The 16,013-nt window shown below is 71.8% G+C and carries 14 protein-coding genes; 2 read left to right on the top strand and 12 right to left on the bottom strand.

Features of this window, described 5'->3' with window-relative positions; genetic code table 11:
* Positions 1 to 28: 28 nt before the first annotated feature.
* From pstS to mshD, 8 genes are all read right to left on the bottom strand, one after another.
* Positions 29 to 1,174 (bottom strand): phosphate ABC transporter substrate-binding protein PstS, encoded by a 1,146-nt coding sequence (pstS, locus tag ASC82_RS25305; protein ID WP_056652320.1) that lies wholly within the window; start codon positions 1,172 to 1,174, stop codon positions 29 to 31.
* Positions 1,175 to 1,383: 209 nt separating this feature from the next.
* Positions 1,384 to 1,806, bottom strand: a complete 423-nt coding sequence (locus tag ASC82_RS25300) for an NUDIX hydrolase (protein WP_056652316.1) — start codon at positions 1,804 to 1,806, stop codon at positions 1,384 to 1,386.
* Positions 1,803 to 2,834 (bottom strand): CHAD domain-containing protein, encoded by a 1,032-nt coding sequence (locus tag ASC82_RS25295; RefSeq protein ID WP_056652313.1) that lies wholly within the window; start codon positions 2,832 to 2,834, stop codon positions 1,803 to 1,805. Before ASC82_RS25295 ends, ASC82_RS25300 begins: the two co-directional genes overlap by 4 nt.
* Positions 2,821 to 5,103, bottom strand: a complete 2,283-nt coding sequence (locus ASC82_RS25290) for an RNA degradosome polyphosphate kinase (RefSeq protein WP_056652311.1) — start codon at positions 5,101 to 5,103, stop codon at positions 2,821 to 2,823. The genes ASC82_RS25295 and ASC82_RS25290 overlap by 14 nt, the downstream gene beginning before the upstream one ends.
* A 223-nt stretch (positions 5,104 to 5,326) precedes the next feature.
* Entirely contained in the window at positions 5,327 to 6,295 is a 969-nt protein-coding gene (locus tag ASC82_RS25285; RefSeq protein WP_107105960.1) for an ABC transporter permease subunit, read from the bottom strand.
* The gene (locus ASC82_RS25280; protein ID WP_056652308.1) at positions 6,292 to 7,140 is read right to left on the bottom strand and encodes an ABC transporter ATP-binding protein; all 849 of its coding nucleotides are present in this window, start codon (positions 7,138 to 7,140) and stop codon (positions 6,292 to 6,294) included. Before ASC82_RS25280 ends, ASC82_RS25285 begins: the two co-directional genes overlap by 4 nt.
* Positions 7,137 to 7,520: a GntR family transcriptional regulator gene (locus ASC82_RS25275; protein ID WP_056652571.1), complete on the bottom strand. Its 384-nt coding sequence runs from the start codon at positions 7,518 to 7,520 to the stop codon at positions 7,137 to 7,139. The genes ASC82_RS25280 and ASC82_RS25275 overlap by 4 nt, the downstream gene beginning before the upstream one ends.
* A gap of 90 nt (positions 7,521 to 7,610) precedes the next feature.
* On the bottom strand, positions 7,611 to 8,537 hold the full coding sequence (mshD, locus tag ASC82_RS25270; protein WP_056652305.1) for a mycothiol synthase: 927 nt from the start codon (positions 8,535 to 8,537) through the stop codon (positions 7,611 to 7,613).
* A 163-nt stretch (positions 8,538 to 8,700) separates the two neighbouring features.
* Between mshD and ASC82_RS25265 the strand changes: the two genes are divergently transcribed.
* Complete coding sequence (locus tag ASC82_RS25265; protein ID WP_056652302.1) at positions 8,701 to 10,554, top strand: bifunctional metallophosphatase/5'-nucleotidase; 1,854 nt, start codon at positions 8,701 to 8,703, stop codon at positions 10,552 to 10,554.
* A 129-nt stretch (positions 10,555 to 10,683) separates the two neighbouring features.
* Positions 10,684 to 11,538, top strand: coding sequence for a phosphatidylinositol-specific phospholipase C (locus tag ASC82_RS25260; RefSeq protein ID WP_056652299.1), 855 nt, complete (start codon positions 10,684 to 10,686; stop codon positions 11,536 to 11,538).
* Here the strand turns inward: ASC82_RS25260 and ASC82_RS25255 are convergent.
* From ASC82_RS25255 to ASC82_RS25240, 4 genes are all read right to left on the bottom strand, one after another.
* Entirely contained in the window at positions 11,503 to 12,951 is a 1,449-nt protein-coding gene (locus ASC82_RS25255) for a HAMP domain-containing sensor histidine kinase (protein WP_056652297.1), read from the bottom strand. The genes ASC82_RS25260 and ASC82_RS25255 overlap by 36 nt on opposite strands.
* Positions 12,948 to 13,679 carry a response regulator transcription factor gene (locus ASC82_RS25250; protein WP_056652294.1) on the bottom strand — a complete coding sequence of 244 codons (732 nt, stop codon included), beginning with the start codon at positions 13,677 to 13,679 and terminating at the stop codon, positions 12,948 to 12,950. Before ASC82_RS25250 ends, ASC82_RS25255 begins: the two co-directional genes overlap by 4 nt.
* A gap of 44 nt (positions 13,680 to 13,723) precedes the next feature.
* Positions 13,724 to 14,851 (bottom strand): trypsin-like peptidase domain-containing protein, encoded by a 1,128-nt coding sequence (locus tag ASC82_RS25245; protein ID WP_056652291.1) that lies wholly within the window; start codon positions 14,849 to 14,851, stop codon positions 13,724 to 13,726.
* A 120-nt stretch (positions 14,852 to 14,971) separates the two neighbouring features.
* The gene (locus ASC82_RS25240) at positions 14,972 to 15,997 is read right to left on the bottom strand and encodes a LacI family DNA-binding transcriptional regulator (RefSeq protein WP_024756293.1); all 1,026 of its coding nucleotides are present in this window, start codon (positions 15,995 to 15,997) and stop codon (positions 14,972 to 14,974) included.
* Positions 15,998 to 16,013 lie beyond the last annotated feature (16 nt).

The raw sequence follows: 16,013 nt of genomic DNA, 5'->3' as shown, positions 1-16,013 counted from the left end.
TAGGGGAGGGGCCGGCCCCGGCCGGGGGTCAGGACAGGGTGGGGACGATCGCGCGGACCTTGGCCGCGATCTCGGCCGGGATGGGGGCGTAGCCGGCGTCGGTGAGGACCTTCTGGCCCTCCTCGCTCGCGGTGTAGGTGAGGAACGCCTTCAGGGTCGACAGGGTCTCCGCCTTGTTGCCCTTGTCGCAGGCGATCTCGTACGTGACGAGGACGATCGGGTAGGCGCCCTCGGCCTTGGTCTTGTAGTCGAGGGAGAGGGCGAGGTCGTTGCCCGTGCCCTTGACCTTGGCGGCGGCGATGGCCTTGGAGGCGTTCTCCGAGGTGGCGGCGACCGGGGCGGAGGCGCCGGTGGCGATGCTGACCGTGGAGGACTTGTTCGCGGCGGCGTACGAGAGCTCCATGTAGCTGATGGAACCCTCGACGTCCTTGACCGCGGTGGCGACACCGGAGGAGCCGTTGGCGGCCTGGCCGCCCTCGGCGGGCCACGACTTCGACTTCGGGTCGTGCTTCCAGTCGGCCGGGGCGGCGGTCGAGAGGTACTTGCCCAGGTTCTGGGTGGTGCCCGACTCGTCCGAGCGGTGGAAGGCCTGGATGTTGGAGTCGGGAAGCTTGGCGCCCGGGTTCAGCTTGGTGATCGCCGGGTCGTTCCACTTGGTGATCTTGTTGTCGAAGATCTTGGCGATCGTGGAGGCGTCGAGGACGAGGTTGTCCACGCCTTCCAGCTTGTAGCCGATGGCGATGGGGCCGCCGACCATCGGCAGGTTGACGCCGGTGCCGCCCTTGCAGATCTTCTTCGACTCGGCGACCTCTTCGTCCTTCAGGGCGGAGTCGGAGCCCGCGAAGGCGACCTGGCCCTGGTTGAACTTGGTGATGCCGCCACCGGAGCCGATGCCCTGGTAGTTGATCTCGACGCCCTCACAGGCGGCCTGGAAGTTCTTGACCCACAGGTCCATCGCGTTGCGCTGCGCGCTGGAGCCGGCGGCGAGCAGCTTGCCCTTGGCACCCTCGCAGGAGATGTTCGACGCGGCGGCGGAGGTCGTGGTCTTGCCGCCTTCCTTCGCCGGGGTCTCCGTGTTGTCGTCCGAGCCACACGCCGAGAGGACCAGGGCGCCGGAGACGACGAGGGCACCGATCGCGGAGGCGCGAAGCCCGTTCTTGCGCGAAAGCTTCACTTTCGGGTGTTCCTTCCAGAAGCCGCCTTGCCGCGGACCCAGTGTCCTGATCGTTCTACGGCGGCGTGTGTCGGGTGGTGGTGCACCGATGTGCTTCGTGCACCGTGTGAGTCCGAAATTAGGCAGAACAGGTGAAGCGGTCGACGGAAGAGAGTGAACGGAAAGTGAACCGTGCCGTAAGGCCGGGTGCGGACCTCCCCAGTGGGGTGTCAGTGGCGTGAGGTCGCCACGGCGGCGTCCAGGAGCTCGCGGTCCCGTGGCTGGGTGAGCAGGGCGCGGGCCTCGCCCGGGGCCAGCCAGGCGAGGCGGTCGACCTCGTCGCTCGCCGCGAAGGCGCCGCCGAGAGCCTGGGCCGCCCAGTAGACGACCTCTTTGGGCCGCCCGGCGACCTGGTAGCGGGCCGTGGGCAGGGGTGGGCCGAGCGCGCAGCGCTGGCCCGTCTCCTCCAGGACCTCGCGCAGCGCGCAGGCCTCCGCGGTCTCCCCGCGCTTCCGCTTCCCCTTGGGATGGGACCAGTCGTCGTACTTCGGCCGGTGGACGAGGGCGATCTCGATGCCGTGGCCGGAAACCGCCGGGCGCCAGAGCACGCACCCGGCGGCGCGGATCGGGTCCTGGAGGGGGGTGCCGGTCATGGCACCGGGGCCGTCGCTCTTCGCCAGGCCTGCTGGAAGGCGAAGCGGGCCGCTTCGACGTCGTGCCGCTGGTCGGCGTGGAGGACCCCGAGGGCGTACGCCGTCGCCGGGGCGATCCGGGGGGTACGGGCAGCGGCGGCGGCGGCCGTCGCGGCCTCGGCGGCGTCGCGGTGCCGGTCCAGGGCGCGGGCCGACTCGTAGAGGACGGGGTCGGGCTCGCCGCCGGTGTGCAGGACCTCGGAGGCGTACCGGTGCAGGCGCAGCAGGTGCCGGGTCCGGTGCCAGGGCGCGTCCTGGCTCTCCCCGGCGGCGAGGGCCAGGGCGTCGGCGTTGTACGGGTGGGCCGCCCGGGTCAGCGGGAGCGCGGCCACCGATTCGAGGAGGCGGCGCTCGGCGACCGCGGCGGGCGCGTCCACGACCTCCATGGCGGGGGCGGCGCCCGCGGGGCCGAGCGGCACCTCGGAGGCGAGGAGGGCGACGGCGTCGGCGACCGCGTGGAAGCGGGCCGAGCCGAGGGCCTGGAGGGCGGCGGAGTGGGCGCGTGTCCGGGCCAGGGTCAGCTGGCGTTCGAGGAGGGCGCCGGCCCGGGCGGCGCCGACGGTGAGACCCGCCCCGGCTCCCGCGCCCGCCTGTGCTCCTGCCCCTGCTCCCGCTCCGACCGCCGCGCCGCCGCGAGCGGCCGGCACCGGGGCGCCGCTGCTCGACAAGCGGGACAGCGCGTCCACCAGCCGGACCAGCCGGGAGGTGCAGGCGTGCTCCAGGGCCAGGGTCCCGGAGAGCCAGGCGAGCTCGGTCCGCAGCTGGTCGGCCCAGGCGGTGTCGAGCAGCGGCCGGAAGGTGTGGAGGGTGCCGCTGATCCGGCGGGCGGCCGCCCGCAGCGTCCGGGCGGCCTCGTCCGTACCGGCCGAGTCGGAGCCGCTCTCGCCGTGGATCCGCAGGCCGCGGAGGAAGTCCGCGGCCCGGGCGTGGAGATAGGGGGCCACGACCTCCCCCGCCGTGACGTCCCGCAGGGGGTCAAGGTTGTGCACGCCGGCGCCTCCGCGCGTCGATGAGCATCTCCTGGACGTGCCGCAGCGGCCGGCCCTCGGGATCGGTCGCGTGCCGCGTCCAGTTCCCGTCGGGGCCGAGGTGCCAGGAGGAGGTGGTGTCGGACATCCCGGTCTCCAGGAGCCGGGTCAGGGCAGCCCGGTGGGCCGGGTCCGAGACCCGTACGAGGGCCTCGATCCGGCGGTCCAGGTTGCGGTGCATCATGTCGGCGCTGCCGAACCACACCTCGGGTTCGCCGCCGTTGCCGAAGGCGAAGATCCGGGAGTGCTCCAGGAAGCGGCCGAGGACCGAGCGGACCCGGACGTTCTCGGAGAGGCCGGTGACCCCGGGGCGTACGGCGCAGATGCCGCGGACCCAGATGTCGACGGGCACTCCCGCACGGGAGGCCTGGTAGCAGGCGTCGATGATCGCTTCGTCGACCATCGAGTTGACCTTGATCCGGACGTACGCGGGCCGGCCGGCGCGGTGGTGGGCGATCTCCTTGGTGATCCGGGAGACCAGACCGTCCCGCAGCGACTTCGGGGCCGTGAGCAGCCGCCGGTACGTCTCGCGGCGCGAGTAGCCGGAGAGCCGGTTGAACAGGTCGGACAGGTCCGCGCCGACCTGGGGGTCGGCGGTGAGCAGGCCCAGGTCCTCGTAGAGCCGGGCCGTCTTCGGGTGGTAGTTGCCGGTGCCGACGTGAGAGTAGCGGCGCAGCAGCTCGCCCTCCTGGCGTACGACGAGGGAGAGCTTGCAGTGCGTCTTGAGGCCGACGAGGCCGTAGACGACGTGGCAGCCGGCCTCCTCCAGCTTCCGCGCCCACTTGATGTTGGCCTGCTCGTCGAAGCGGGCCTTGATCTCGACGAGGACGAGGACCTGCTTGCCGGACTCGGCGGCGTCGATGAGGGCGTCGACTATCGGGGAGTCGCCGGACGTCCGGTACAGCGTCTGCTTGATCGCGAGGACGTCCGGGTCGGCCGCCGCCTGCTCCAGGAAGGCCTGCACGGAGGTGGAGAAGCTGTCGTACGGGTGGTGCAGCAGCACGTCCCGCTCGCGCAGCGCCGCGAAGATGTCCGGCGCGGACGCCGACTCGACCTCGGCGAGGTCACGGTGCGTGCCCGCGACGAACTTCGGGAACTTCAGCTCCGGCCGGTCCTGCCCGGCGATCCCGAAGAGACCCGTCAGGTCCAGCGGGCCCGGCAGCGGGTACACCTCGGCGTCGGAGACCTTCAGCTCGCGCACGAGCAGGTCGAGGACGTACGGGTCGATGGACTCCTCGACCTCCAGGCGGACCGGCGGGCCGAAGCGGCGCCGCATGAGCTCCTTCTCCAGGGCCTGGAGCAGGTTCTCCGCGTCGTCCTCCTCGACCTCCAGGTCCTCGTTCCTCGTCACCCGGAACATGTGGTGCGCGAGCACCTCCATGCCGGGGAACAGCTCCTCCAGGTGCGCCGCGATGACGTCCTCCAGCGGGACGTACCGCTGCGGGGAGGCCTCCAGGAAGCGGGAGAGCAGCGGCGGTACCTTCACGCGCGCGAAGTGGCGGTGGCCGCTGACCGGATTGCGTACGACCACGGCGAGGTTCAGGCTCAGGCCGGAGATGTACGGGAAGGGGTGCGCCGGGTCCACGGCCAGCGGGGTGAGGACCGGGAAGATCTGCTGCCGGAACAGGGTGAAGAGCCGCGCCTGCTCCTTCTCCGTGAGCTCGGGCCAGCGGATCAGGTGGATGCCCTCGTCGGCCAGGGCCGGCGCCACGTCCTGCTGGTAGCAGGCGGCGTGCCGGGCCATGAGCTCGCGCGAGCGGGTCCAGATGAGCTCCAGGACCTCGCGGGGCTGGAGGCCGGAGGCGGAGCGGGTGGCGACGCCGGTGGCGATGCGGCGCTTGAGGCCGGCGACCCGGACCATGAAGAACTCGTCGAGGTTCGAGGCGAAGATCGCGAGGAAGTTCGCTCGTTCGAGGAGGGGGGTCGTCGGGTCCTCGGCGAGTTCGAGGACGCGTTCGTTGAACGCGAGCCAGCTTCGCTCCCGGTCGAGGAAGCGTCCCTGCGGCAGCTCGTCGCCGAGGGCGCCGTCGGCGACGTACGTGTCGGGATCGGGGTCCACGTCGGCCACGATGGCCGCGTCGGCCCCGTCCATGACCAAGGGGCGGTGCGCGGCTATCGGCCCGAGGGACGAGGACGCCGTGCCGGACGGGGACGCGGGCGTCTGGGAGGGCGTCTGGGCGGACGGCGTGGCGGAGGACTGGACCGGGACCTCGGCGGGCTGCTGGCTCATGGCCCCATTCTTCCGCGCGAAGAGGTCATCGGGCGCGTCGGAGCGGGCCGTGGGGGAGGGAAGTCTCCCTTTGGGGAGGACCGCCCTGCCGGGCGTGGTCACGGAGCGCTTCATTGCGTGAGCGTCGCAAGCGCGTCTGAATGGCCGGTAACGACGACATGTCGTTCGGGAATCGGGGGCGGGGCCGTGTCTGGGCCCCGCCCCGGGCGTGCGGCGTGCGGGTCTACGCGTGTCGGGCACGCAGGACGCGGAAGGCGGCGTACAGCGCGAGGGCGGCGAGGGCGAGGCAGATCGCGGTCTCGACGAGCTGGATCGGCCAGAAGTGCGAGGCGGGGTGGGTGTCGATGAATTCCACGACCCCGCCGCGGTCGGCCATGCACTGCGCGGCCTTGTCCGGCCGGGTGGCGAAGCAGTCGTTCCAGGAGAGGCGCTCACCGGACGCGGTGAGCATGCCCCTGTCCAGCTGCCAGACCTCGCCCTTGGGCTGCAGCTCGTGGCCCGTCAGGGTCTGGATGGGCCAGAGGCCGTCGCGGAGCCAGGCGAGGACCGCCACGGCGATGCCGGTGACCAGGGCGGCGGCCGCCATCGCGACGACGGTGCGCCGGACGAGCAGGCCGACGACCGTGCCCAGGGCCAGCCCCAGGAGCGCGTGCCCCACCGGCACGATGCCGAACGAGACGAACATCATCGGCTCGTACCAGTAGGTGGGGTAGTCGTTGGCGGGGCCGGACGACCAGGACCAGGCGAAGGCCAGGCTCAGGAGGGTGACGCCCACGAGGACGAGTGCGGCGGGCACCGCCACCTTGGCCGCGAGCCAGCGCGCCGGGCTGATGGACTGCGTCCACGCCAGCTTGTACGTCCCCGTCTCCAGCTCGCGGGCGAGCATCGGACCTGCGACGAACGCTCCGAGTAGGCCGGGCAGGACGAGCATGCCCAGGGACGCGTACCGGACGAGATCGCGGGCGATCCACTGGTCGTCGGCGTAGTTGCGGGCGGACTGGAAGCAGGACCGGTCCGTGCTGTCGACGGTGCAGCCCGCCGCCCGCAGCGCCTCCACGGCGCTGTCGGACCATGCGCGCGAGGTGATCAGGAGAGCGATCCCGACGGCGGCGAGAGCGAGCGACCACCACAGGGCCCGCCGGTGCTGGCGGAACGTCACCCAGTACGGGCCCTTGAGGGCGAGGGCGGTCATGCGGAGGCTCCTTCCGGGGTGCGCGAGGCGCGGAGATGGGCGAGGAGCAGCTCTTCGAGGGAGGGCTCAGAGGTTTTCCACGGGCCTTCGATCGGGCCGTCTCTGCGCACCAGCGCGGTCAGTTGACGGCCCGTCGTGCGGGAGTCGACGACGGTGTGCGGGGCGAGGTCGGCGACCGGGCCGGTCAGCAGGGTGTGCGCGGCGATCAGGTCGTCGATCGGGCCGTCGAGGCGGATCCGGCCGTCCTGGACGAGGAGCAGGTGGTCGCAGGCGCCCTCCAGCTCGGTGAGGATGTGCGAGGACATGACGACGGTGGTGCCGTGTTCGGCGGCATCGGCCATGAGCGCGCCCATGAGTTCGTGCCGGGCGAGCGGGTCGAGGTCCGCCATCGGCTCGTCGAGGAGCAGGACCTCGGGCCGCTTGCCGAGGGCGAGGGCCATCGCGAGGCGGGTGCGCTGGCCGCCGGAGAGGGAGCCGACCCGGGCGCTCCGGTCCAGCGGTCCGGCCTCGACGACACGGTCGGCGACGCCCGGGTCCCAGCGGTCCGGGTTGAGTTCCCGGCCCAGTCGCAGCGTCTCGGCGACGGTGAGCCGTCCGTACAGGGGCTTGTCCTGGGCGACGTACGAGACGCGCTCGCGCGGAGGCGTCAGGATCCGGCCCTCGGTGGGGCGCAACAACCCTGCGGCCAGGGTGAGGAGCGTCGATTTGCCCGCCCCGTTGGGGCCGGCGACGGCGACGATCCGGCCGGCGCGCAGAGTGAAGCTGCAGTCCTTCAGAGCCCAGACCTCGCTACGCCGTCGGTAGCGCATGCCGAGCTCCTCGGCCTGGATGACCGGGTCGGTCATTCGTCCCCCTCGAAGTGTTCCTTCAGTACGGATGTGAAGAGCGCGGACACGTCCTCGCGGTCCAGTCCCGCGGCCCGCGCGCGGCGGGCCCAGTCGGTGAGTTCGCCGCGGAGGGGCGAGTCGGCGGGGCCGGTGCCGAGCGTGGTGCGGACGAAGGTGCCCAGGCCTCGGCGGGCCTCGACGAGGCCTTCGCGTTCGAGCTCGCGGTAGGCCTTGAGGACCGTGTTGGGGTTGATGGCCGTCGCTTCGACGACCTCGCGTGCGGTGGGCAGTCGGTCGCCCGGTTCCAGGAGGCCCATCCGGAGGGCCTGTTTCGTCTGTTGGACGATCTGGAGGTAGGTGGCGACGCCACTGCGCCGGTCGATGCGGTACTCGACCACGTTCCCTTCCACCACCCTTTCACTAATCAAGTAGTGAAAGGGTGGTGCAAAGAAGGGGGCGGTGTCAACCGCCCCCTGTCACTCGGGTGTTCAGGACTCCGTGCGGTACATCAGGTCCACCTCGTGCGTCACGAAGCCGAGCCGCTCGTAGACCGTCACCGCCGCCGTGTTGTCCGCGTCCACGTACAGCATCGCCGTCGGCAGCCCCTGCGCCGCCAGGTGCCGCAGGCCGATCGCCGTGAGCGCCTTGCCGAGGCCGCCGCCCTGCGCCTCGGGCAGGATGCCGACCACGTACACCTCGCCGAGCTGCTCCTCCGCGTGCGTCTTCGTCCAGTGGTAGCCGATCAGCTTCCCGTCCTTCTCCGCGAGGAAGAAGCCCTTCGGGTCGAACCACGGCTCGGCCATCCGGTCGTCCAGGTCCCGCTGCGTCAGCGAGCCCTGCTCGGGGTGGTGCGCGAACGCGGTCGCGTTGACGGCGAGCCAGGCCTCGTCGTCCTGGCCCGGGACGAACGTACGCACGGTGACGCCCTCGGGCAGCACCGGCTCCGGGATGTCGAGCGGCGTCAGGGACCGCCGCAGCTGCCGCAGTTCGCGGAAGAGCGTGAGGCCGAGGACCTGCGCGAGGTGCCGCGCCGCCGCCTTGCCGCCGTGCGCCCAGACGCGCAGCCGCTTGCCCGACGCGCCGAGCAGGGCGGTGCCGAGCGCCCGGCCGTGGCCGCGGCCCCGGTGCCCCGGGTGGACGACGAGCTCCGCGGCCGGGGCCTCGATCGGGTCGGTCTCCTCCAGTTGGGCGTACCCGTAGAGGTGCGGGCCGACGGAGAGCAGGAAGTGACGCACGCCCTCGCGGCGGCCGTGTCGCAGGTAGAGCCGCCCCTGCTCGGACACGGCGTGCAGCCCGTCGGCCCGGTCGGCGGCCTCGAGGAGCTCCAGTACGTCCTGGACCTGCTCGGGGGAGAGCTCGTCATACGTGTGGATCTGCCGTCCGGGTTCGATGGCCGGCGCCGCGTCGGAAGTCATGGGTACGAGCCTACGGTGACGTGCCGCCGCCCCGGGGAAAGGCGGCGGCAACTGTCTTGTAACCCGCTACCCCCTGTTGCGCTACGCGCGTTGACTCTAGGCTGCACCGGCAGACGGGGGAGTAGATCAACGCCGCAAAAGGGGCAAGGGGCAAAGGGGAGAGATGGCAGCGACACCGGGGAAGAAGCGGAAGAACAAGACCGGGCGGCGAATTCTGGCCGCCGGGGCCGGGCTGGCGACCGTCGGGGCGCTCTTCGCCGCGATGCCGTCGTCGGCGGGGGCCGCCGGGGACGAGTTCGCCGCCGGGGACGGGAGCGGGTACGGGAACGGCAAGGGCTGGGGCCGGATGGTCGACGTCCAGCTGCTGTCCTTCAACGACCTCCACGGCAACCTGGAGCCGCCGACCGGCTCCTCCGGCCGGCTCACCCGCCTCAAGGAAGACGGCACGACCGAGACCGTCAACGACGTCGGCGGCGTCGAGTACCTGGCCACGCACCTGCGGCAGGCCCGCCAGGGCAACCGGTACTCCGTCACCGCCGCCGCGGGCGACATGATCGGCGCCTCGCCGCTGGTCTCCGGGCTGTTCCACGACGAGCCGACCATCGAGGCGCTGAACAAGCTGAAGCTCGACGTGAGCTCGGTCGGCAACCACGAGTTCGACGAGGGCGCCCGCGAGCTGGCCCGCATCCAGAACGGCGGCTGTCACCCGACCGAGGGCTGCTTCGAGGAGGGCAAGACCTTCAAGGGGGCGGACTTCCCCTACCTCGCGGCCAACGTGACGGACGAGAAGAGCGGCAAGCCGCTGCTCGACCCGTACTTCGTCTGGGAGCGCGACGGCGTCAAGATCGGCTTCATCGGCGTCACCCTCGAAGGCACGGCGAACATCGTGTCCGCCGAGGGCATCAAGGGCCTGAAGTTCGGCGACGAGGTCGAGACGATCAACAAGTACGCCAAGGTGCTGGAGCGCAAGGGCGTGAAGTCGATCGTCGCCCTGCTCCACGAGGGCGGCATGCCCGCCTCGGGCGCGTACAACTACGACTGCGACAGCCCGGGCCCCGGCAACGGCATCTCCGGCCCGATCGTCGACATCGCCAAGAACGTCAGCCCGCAGGTCGACGCCCTGGTCACCGGCCACACCCACCAGGCGTACGCGTGCACCATCGCTGACCCGGCGGGCAAGCCGCGCACGGTCACCTCGGCGGCCTCCTTCGGCCGGCTCTACACCGACACGACGCTCACCTACGACCGTCGTACGAAGGACATCGTCCGCACCGCCGTCGCCTCCGCGAACCACGTCGTCACCCGTGACGTGAAGCCGGCCGACGACATGAGCACCCTGATCAAGCGCTGGAAGGACCTGGCCGCGCCGATCGCCGGCCGTCCCGTCGGCCACATCTCCGCCGACATCGAGAACCCCCTCGATGCGACGGCGTACGAGAAGCCGCTGGGCGACCTGATCGCGGACGCGCAGCTGGAGGGCATGGCCCCGGCGGACAAGGGAGGTGCGCAGCTCGCCCTGATGAACCCGGGCGGCGTCCGCGCCCCGCTGACCCACAAGGCGTCCGGCGCCGAGGGCGACGGGGTCGTGACCTACGGCGAGGCGTACACCGTCCAGCCGTTCACCAACATGATGACGGCGGTCGACCTGACCGGCGCCCAGCTCGTCACCACGCTCCAGCAGCAGGTCAGCGGCCTCAACCTGGCGGCCCCGAAGATCCTCCAGGTGTCGAGGAACTTCACGTACACCCTGGACATGACGAAGACCGGCGCCGACCGGATCGTGGTCGGCTCGGTCCGGCTGAACGGTGAGGCGATCGACCCGGCGAAGACCTACCGGGTCGCGATGAACGAGTTCCTCTCCGGTGGCGGCGACGGCTTCGCGGTCCTGAAGGAGCACAAGAACAAGCTGGTCGGCGCGTCCGACCTGGACATGTTCACCGCCTACCTGGGGGCGCACTCCTCGGCCACCGCGCCGCTGGCTCCGCCGGCGACGGGCCGCATCACGGTCATCAAGTAGCCCTGGGCAGCCCTTCTCCGGGCCCCTGAGCGAGGGGGTGGCGGACCGTTCCGACGGGCCGCCGCCCCTTTTCGCGTAGGTCCGGAAGAACCCTGGTGTGTTTGTCGTGACCCTGACATCATCCGGCTCATGGAGCGACGACGTTTTCTCGTGGGGGCCCTCGCCGCCGGGGCCGGAGTGATGCTCGGGGCGCCCGCCGCCTCCGCCGTGGACGTACGGGCCTGGATGGCGGCGCACGGCGACGGAACCGCCCTGCGGCAGCTGACCATCCCCGGGACGCACGACTCCGGCGCCCGGTACGGCGGCCCCTGGACCGAGTGCCAGAACAGCACCATCGCCCAGCAGCTGGACAGCGGGATCCGGTTCCTGGACATCCGGTGCCGGGTGACCGGCGGGTCCTTCGCGATCCACCACGGCGCCGCGTACCAGAACATGATGTTCGGGGACGTCCTCGTCGCCTGCCGGGCCTTCCTCGCCGCCCACCCCTCCGAGACCGTCCTCATGCGCGTCAAGCAGGAGTACTCGGAGGAGTCCGACGCCACCTTCCGCGCGGTCTTCGACGACTACCTCGACGCGCGCGGCTGGCGCTCCCTCTTCCGGATCGGCGCAGGCCTGCCGCTCCTCGGCGAGGCCCGCGGCCGCGTCGTCCTGCTCGCCGACAACGGAGGACTGCCCGGCGTCCGCTACGGAGACGGCTCGCTCTTCGACATCCAGGACGACTACATGGCCGAGCCGTTCGGCAAGTACCCCAAGATCGAGGCCCACTTCCGCAAGGCGATCGCCCAGCCCGGAAAGCTGTACGTCAACTACGTCTCGACCGCCGCCGCACTCCCGCCCCGCTGGAACGCCGACCGGCTCAACCCCCGCGTCCACTCCTGGCTCGACGGCGCAGAGGCCGCCGGGCGCACCGGGCTCGGGATCGTCCCCATGGACTACCCGAACACCCGGTCAGGACTCGTCGAGGCCCTTCTCCGGCACAACTGACTCCGGCGCGGCCGACGATCCGGGCGGCGGTGTCGGCGCGCCCGGCAGCCGGACCGTCGCCACCGTGCCGCCGCCCGGGGCCGGCGCGAGGCTCGCCGAGCCGCCGGCCTGGTGGACCGTACGGGCGACGATCGAGAGGCCCAGGCCCGAGCCCGGCAGGCTGCGGGCCGACGGGGAGCGCCAGAAGCGGTCGAAGACGTGGGGCAGCTCGTCCGGAGGGATGCCGGGACCGTGGTCCCGGACCGTCAGCTCGCCCCGCATCAGGGTCACCTCGACCGTGCCCCGGGGCGGCGAGAACTTCACCGCGTTGTCCAGGACGTTGACGAGGGCGCGCTCGATCGCCGCCGGTTCCGCCCGTACGTACCAGGGCGCGAGGTCCGTGACGAAGGTCAGCTCCGGGCCGCGCAGCCGGGCCCGGTCCAGGGCGGAGCGGAGGAGCGAGTGGAGCGGGACCACTTCGAGGGGCCCGGGACGGACCGTGTCCGGGCGCGCCAGCTCCTGGAGGTCGCCGATCAGCGCCGCCAGTTCCGTCATCTGCGCCTTCACCGAGGCCATCAGGGCCCGCCGGTCGTCCGGCGGGATCGCCCGGCCGGTCTCCTCGCTCCGCGCGAGCAGTTCGACGTTCGTACGGAGGGACGTGAGGGGCGTGCGGAGTTCGTGGCCCGCGTCGGCGATCAGCTGCGCCTGCCGGTCGCGGGAGGTCGCGAGCGCCGCCGTCATCGCGTTGAAGGAGCGTGACAGGCGGGCGATCTCGTCCTCGCCCTCCACCGGGATGCGGACGGTCAGGTCCTCGGTCGCGGCCACGTGCTCGACCGCGCCGGTCAGCCGGTTCACCGGTTCGAGGCCGGTCCGCGCCACCCACAGGCCGGCCGCGCCCGCGCCGACGACGCCGATCCCGGAGACCAGGAGCAGCACCCAGCGCAGCGTGGACATCGAGTTGTCGATCTCGGCGACCGGGCGGGCGACGGAGACCGCGACCGCGATCCCGAGCGGGCCCCTCTGCGGGTAGGTGTAGACCCGCATCTCCCGGCCGTCGTCGTCCTTCACCGTGTGCAGCGCGTGCGACAGCTGCCCGCGCGCGACCGCGAGGTCGGCGGGGCCCGCCGGGATCGGGGCCTTGCCGGAGGTGCACACGCTGCCGTTGGGGACGATCACCTGCACCGTGTACGAGCCCCCCACCGGCGGCGGCGTCGTGCCCAGGCGGCACAGGTTGAGCAGGCTCTCCACGGAGGCGTCGTCCAGCTTGCTGTTGCGCAGCGAGGAGTCCATCTCCGCCTCCAGCTGGGCCCGCGTCACGAACCAGCAGGCCAGCGAGACCGCCGCGACGGCGACCGCCACGGCGAACGCGGTCAGCAGCGAGAGCCGCGACCGCAGGGGCCGCGACCGGAACCACGCGAGGGGCGAACCGGTCACTCTCCGCCTCCTCCGCGCAGGACGTATCCGACGCCCCGCACCGTGTGCACGAGGCGCGGCTCGCCGCCCGCCTCCGTCTTGCGCCGCAGGTACATCACGTACACGTCGAGCGAGTTCGAGCTCGGCTCGAAGTCGAAGCCCCACACCGCCTTGAGGATCTGCTCCCGGGTCAGCACCTGCCGCGGGTGCGCCAGGAACATCTCCAGGAGCGTGTACTCGGTGCGCGTCAGCTCCACCGTCCGCCCGCTCCGGGTCACCTCGCGCGTCGCCAGGTCCATCCGCAGGTCCTCGAAGGACAGCGCGTCGGCGTCCGCCGCGGGCACGGCGGCGGAGGCGTACGAGCTGCGCCGGAGCAGCGCCCGGATGCGGGCGAAGAGCTCGTCCAGCTCGAAGGGCTTCACGAGGTAGTCGTCGGCGCCCGCGTCGAGGCCGGTGACCCGGTCGCCGACGGTGTCGCGGGCGGTCAGCATCAGGATCGGCACGGTCGAGCCGGACGCCCTGATCCGCCGGGCCGCCGTCAGCCCGTCCATGCGGGGCATCTGCACGTCGAGGACGACGAGGTCGGGGGCGTACGCCTCGATCCGGGCGAGCGCGTCGAGCCCGTCGACGGCGTCCTGCGTTTCGTACCCCTCGAAGGCGAGGCTGCGGCGCAGGGCCTCCCGCACGGCGGGCTCGTCCTCGACGATCAGGATGCGCTCGCGGGCGCCTTCGTTCACCTGGCCAGTCATGGCACCAGCCTCGCACGCGCTCTCTTCACCAGGGGGTGTGCCGTTCAGTTGTCGCCGCCGGAGCGCAGGCTGTCGAGGTCGGCCTTCACGGTGTCGATCGGAATGGCGAATCCGAGGCCGACACTTCCGGCCGTGGAACCGTTCGAAGAACTGGGCGAATACATGGCCGAATTGATTCCGATGATCTCGCCGCTCATATTGATCAACGCGCCGCCGGAATTCCCCGGGTTGAGCGAGGCGTCGGTCTGGAGCGCCTTGTACGTCGTCTTCGACGTGCCGGTGTCGCCATTGAACTGCTGTCCACCGAACTCGAACGGCCAGCCCTGCCGCGGGTCGTACTGCTGCTGTCCCTGGCCCTGGCCGGAGCTGTCGTCGTCCTTGGCGACGGTCACGTCCCGGTCGAGCGCGGAGACGATGCCGCTGGTGACCGTGCCGGTCAGGCCCTCGGGGGAGCCGATCGCCACGACCTCCTCGCCGACCCTCACCTTGGAGGAGTCGCCGAGCGAGGCGGCCTTCAGGCCGGAGGCGCCCTTGAGCTTGATCAGCGCCAGGTCCTTGTCGGGGTCCGTGCCGACGACGTCGGCCTCGTACGACTTGCCGTCGCTGAGCTGCACGGTGATCTGGGAGGCGCCGGAGATCACGTGGTTGTTGGTGATGATCTCGCCGTCGGAGGTGATGATCACGCCCGAGCCGGTGGACTTGCCGGAGTTCGAGCTCGCGGAGATCTCGACGATGGAGGGGGAGACGGCCTGGGCGACGCCGGCGACCGTGCCCACGTTGCTCGCGGAGACGTTCGTGCCGTTCACGCCGGAGAGGGCGGTGGCGGGGGTGTCGGAGGTGAGCTGCTGGACGAGGGTCGCCGTGCCGCCGCCGACGGCCGCGGCGGCGATGGCCACGGCCGCGAGGAGCCCGACCCCGCGCTTGGCGCGGCGGCGGGGGGCCGCAGCGCCCGGAGCGCCGGCCGCGGCGACGGCGACCGGCGGGTCGACGGGCGGCGGGACGTGCCCACCGGCAGGCGGGACGTGCCCACCGGACGGCCAGATCGTGGTGCCCGGCTCGGTGGTGATCGGCTGCGTCGCCTCGTACGGCTGCGTCGGGGCGTACGGGGGCCTCGGGGGCTGCGGCGGGTAGTACGGCTGCTGCTGCGGCTGCTGCTCCTGGAAGTCCGTCATGCCTACGACTCTCGGAGCCGTACATGAGAGCCGTCTGAGGACCGGCTGAGAAGCCCGACAGAACCCTGTATGCCCTATATAAAGAGCCCCGGGGTGCGGGAGGACTGCTCGCTGCTCGCCTTACTCGCCGCAGCCGCAGGAGCGGCGGACCACCAGGGCCGACGGGAAGAGCTTGAGCCGCTCGCGGCGCGAGCCCGCGACCCGCAGACCGTCGTCCAGGACGAGGTCCACCGCCGCCCGGGCCATCGCCGGGCGGTCCGAGGAGATCGTGGTCAGCGGCGGGTCGGTGAGCGCCGCCTCCTTCACGTCGTCGAAGCCCGCGACCGCCAGCTCCGACGGCACCTCGATGCGCAGCTCGCGCGCGGCCCGCAGGACGCCGAAGGCCTGGTCGTCGGTGGAGCAGAAGATCGCCGGCGGCCTGTCCGGGCCCGCGAGCAGCTTCAGGGCCACCTGGTAGGCGTCGTAGCGGTTGTACGGGGCCTCGAAGAGCCGGCCCTCGGTCGGGAGGCCCGCCTCCACCATGGCGCGCCGCCAGCCCTCGACGTGGTCGGCGACCGGGTCGCCGACGGCCGGGGTGTTCGGGATGCCGCCCAGGCAGGCCACGTACGGGTGGCCGTGCTCCAGGAGGTGACGGGTGGCGAGCTGGGCGCCGCCGATGTCGTCCGTCACGACGGCCACGTCGTCGATCGCCTCGGGGCGCTCGTGCAGCAGCACCACGCGCGCGTCCCAGGCCTCGATCTCGCTCGCGGCCTGCTCGCTCATGCCCTGGCTGACGAGGATCAGCCCGGAGACCCGCATGCCGAGGAAGGCCCGCAGGTAGTGGACCTCGCGCTCGGTCCGGTAGTCGGAGTTGCCGACGAGCACCATCTTTCCGCGCTCGGCGGCGGCCTGCTCGACCGCGTGGGCCATCTCCGCGAAGAACGGCTGCCGGGCGTCCGGGACGATCATGCCTATGAGGTCCGTGCGCCGGGACGCCATCGCCTGGGCCACCCGGTCGGGGCGGTAGCCCAGCTCCTTGATGGCGGCGAGGACACGCTCGCGCGTGGCCGGGGCGACCGGCCTGGGTCCGTTGTTGATGACGTAGCTCACGACCGCGGTCGAAGTACCTGCCAGTCGAGCTACGTCATCCCGCGTCACCTTGGCCACGCGCGGCAGTCTACGC

This window comes from Streptomyces sp. Root431 (genome assembly GCF_001426585.1).
Lineage (GTDB): Bacteria > Actinomycetota > Actinomycetes > Streptomycetales > Streptomycetaceae > Streptomyces > Streptomyces stackebrandtii.
Note: the sequence above shows the minus strand (reverse complement) of the source record. Positions and strands in the feature narration are given on the sequence as shown.

Bases quoted from the DNA above. Each gene is read 5' to 3' on its own strand.
- ASC82_RS25265 (WP_056652302.1), top strand. From the start codon at position 8,701: ATGGCAGCGACACCGGGGAAGAAGCGGAAGAACAAGACCGGGCGGCGA.
- ASC82_RS25250 (WP_056652294.1), bottom strand. From the start codon at position 13,679: ATGACTGGCCAGGTGAACGAAGGCGCCCGCGAGCGCATCCTGATCGTC.
- ASC82_RS25245 (WP_056652291.1), bottom strand. From the start codon at position 14,851: ATGACGGACTTCCAGGAGCAGCAGCCGCAGCAGCAGCCGTACTACCCG.
- ASC82_RS25260 (WP_056652299.1), top strand. From the start codon at position 10,684: ATGGAGCGACGACGTTTTCTCGTGGGGGCCCTCGCCGCCGGGGCCGGA.
- ASC82_RS25290 (WP_056652311.1), bottom strand. From the start codon at position 5,103: ATGAGCCAGCAGCCCGCCGAGGTCCCGGTCCAGTCCTCCGCCACGCCG.
- ASC82_RS25285 (WP_107105960.1), bottom strand. From the start codon at position 6,295: ATGACCGCCCTCGCCCTCAAGGGCCCGTACTGGGTGACGTTCCGCCAG.
- ASC82_RS25280 (WP_056652308.1), bottom strand. From the start codon at position 7,140: ATGACCGACCCGGTCATCCAGGCCGAGGAGCTCGGCATGCGCTACCGA.
- ASC82_RS25300 (WP_056652316.1), bottom strand. From the start codon at position 1,806: ATGACCGGCACCCCCCTCCAGGACCCGATCCGCGCCGCCGGGTGCGTG.
- mshD (WP_056652305.1), bottom strand. From the start codon at position 8,537: ATGACTTCCGACGCGGCGCCGGCCATCGAACCCGGACGGCAGATCCAC.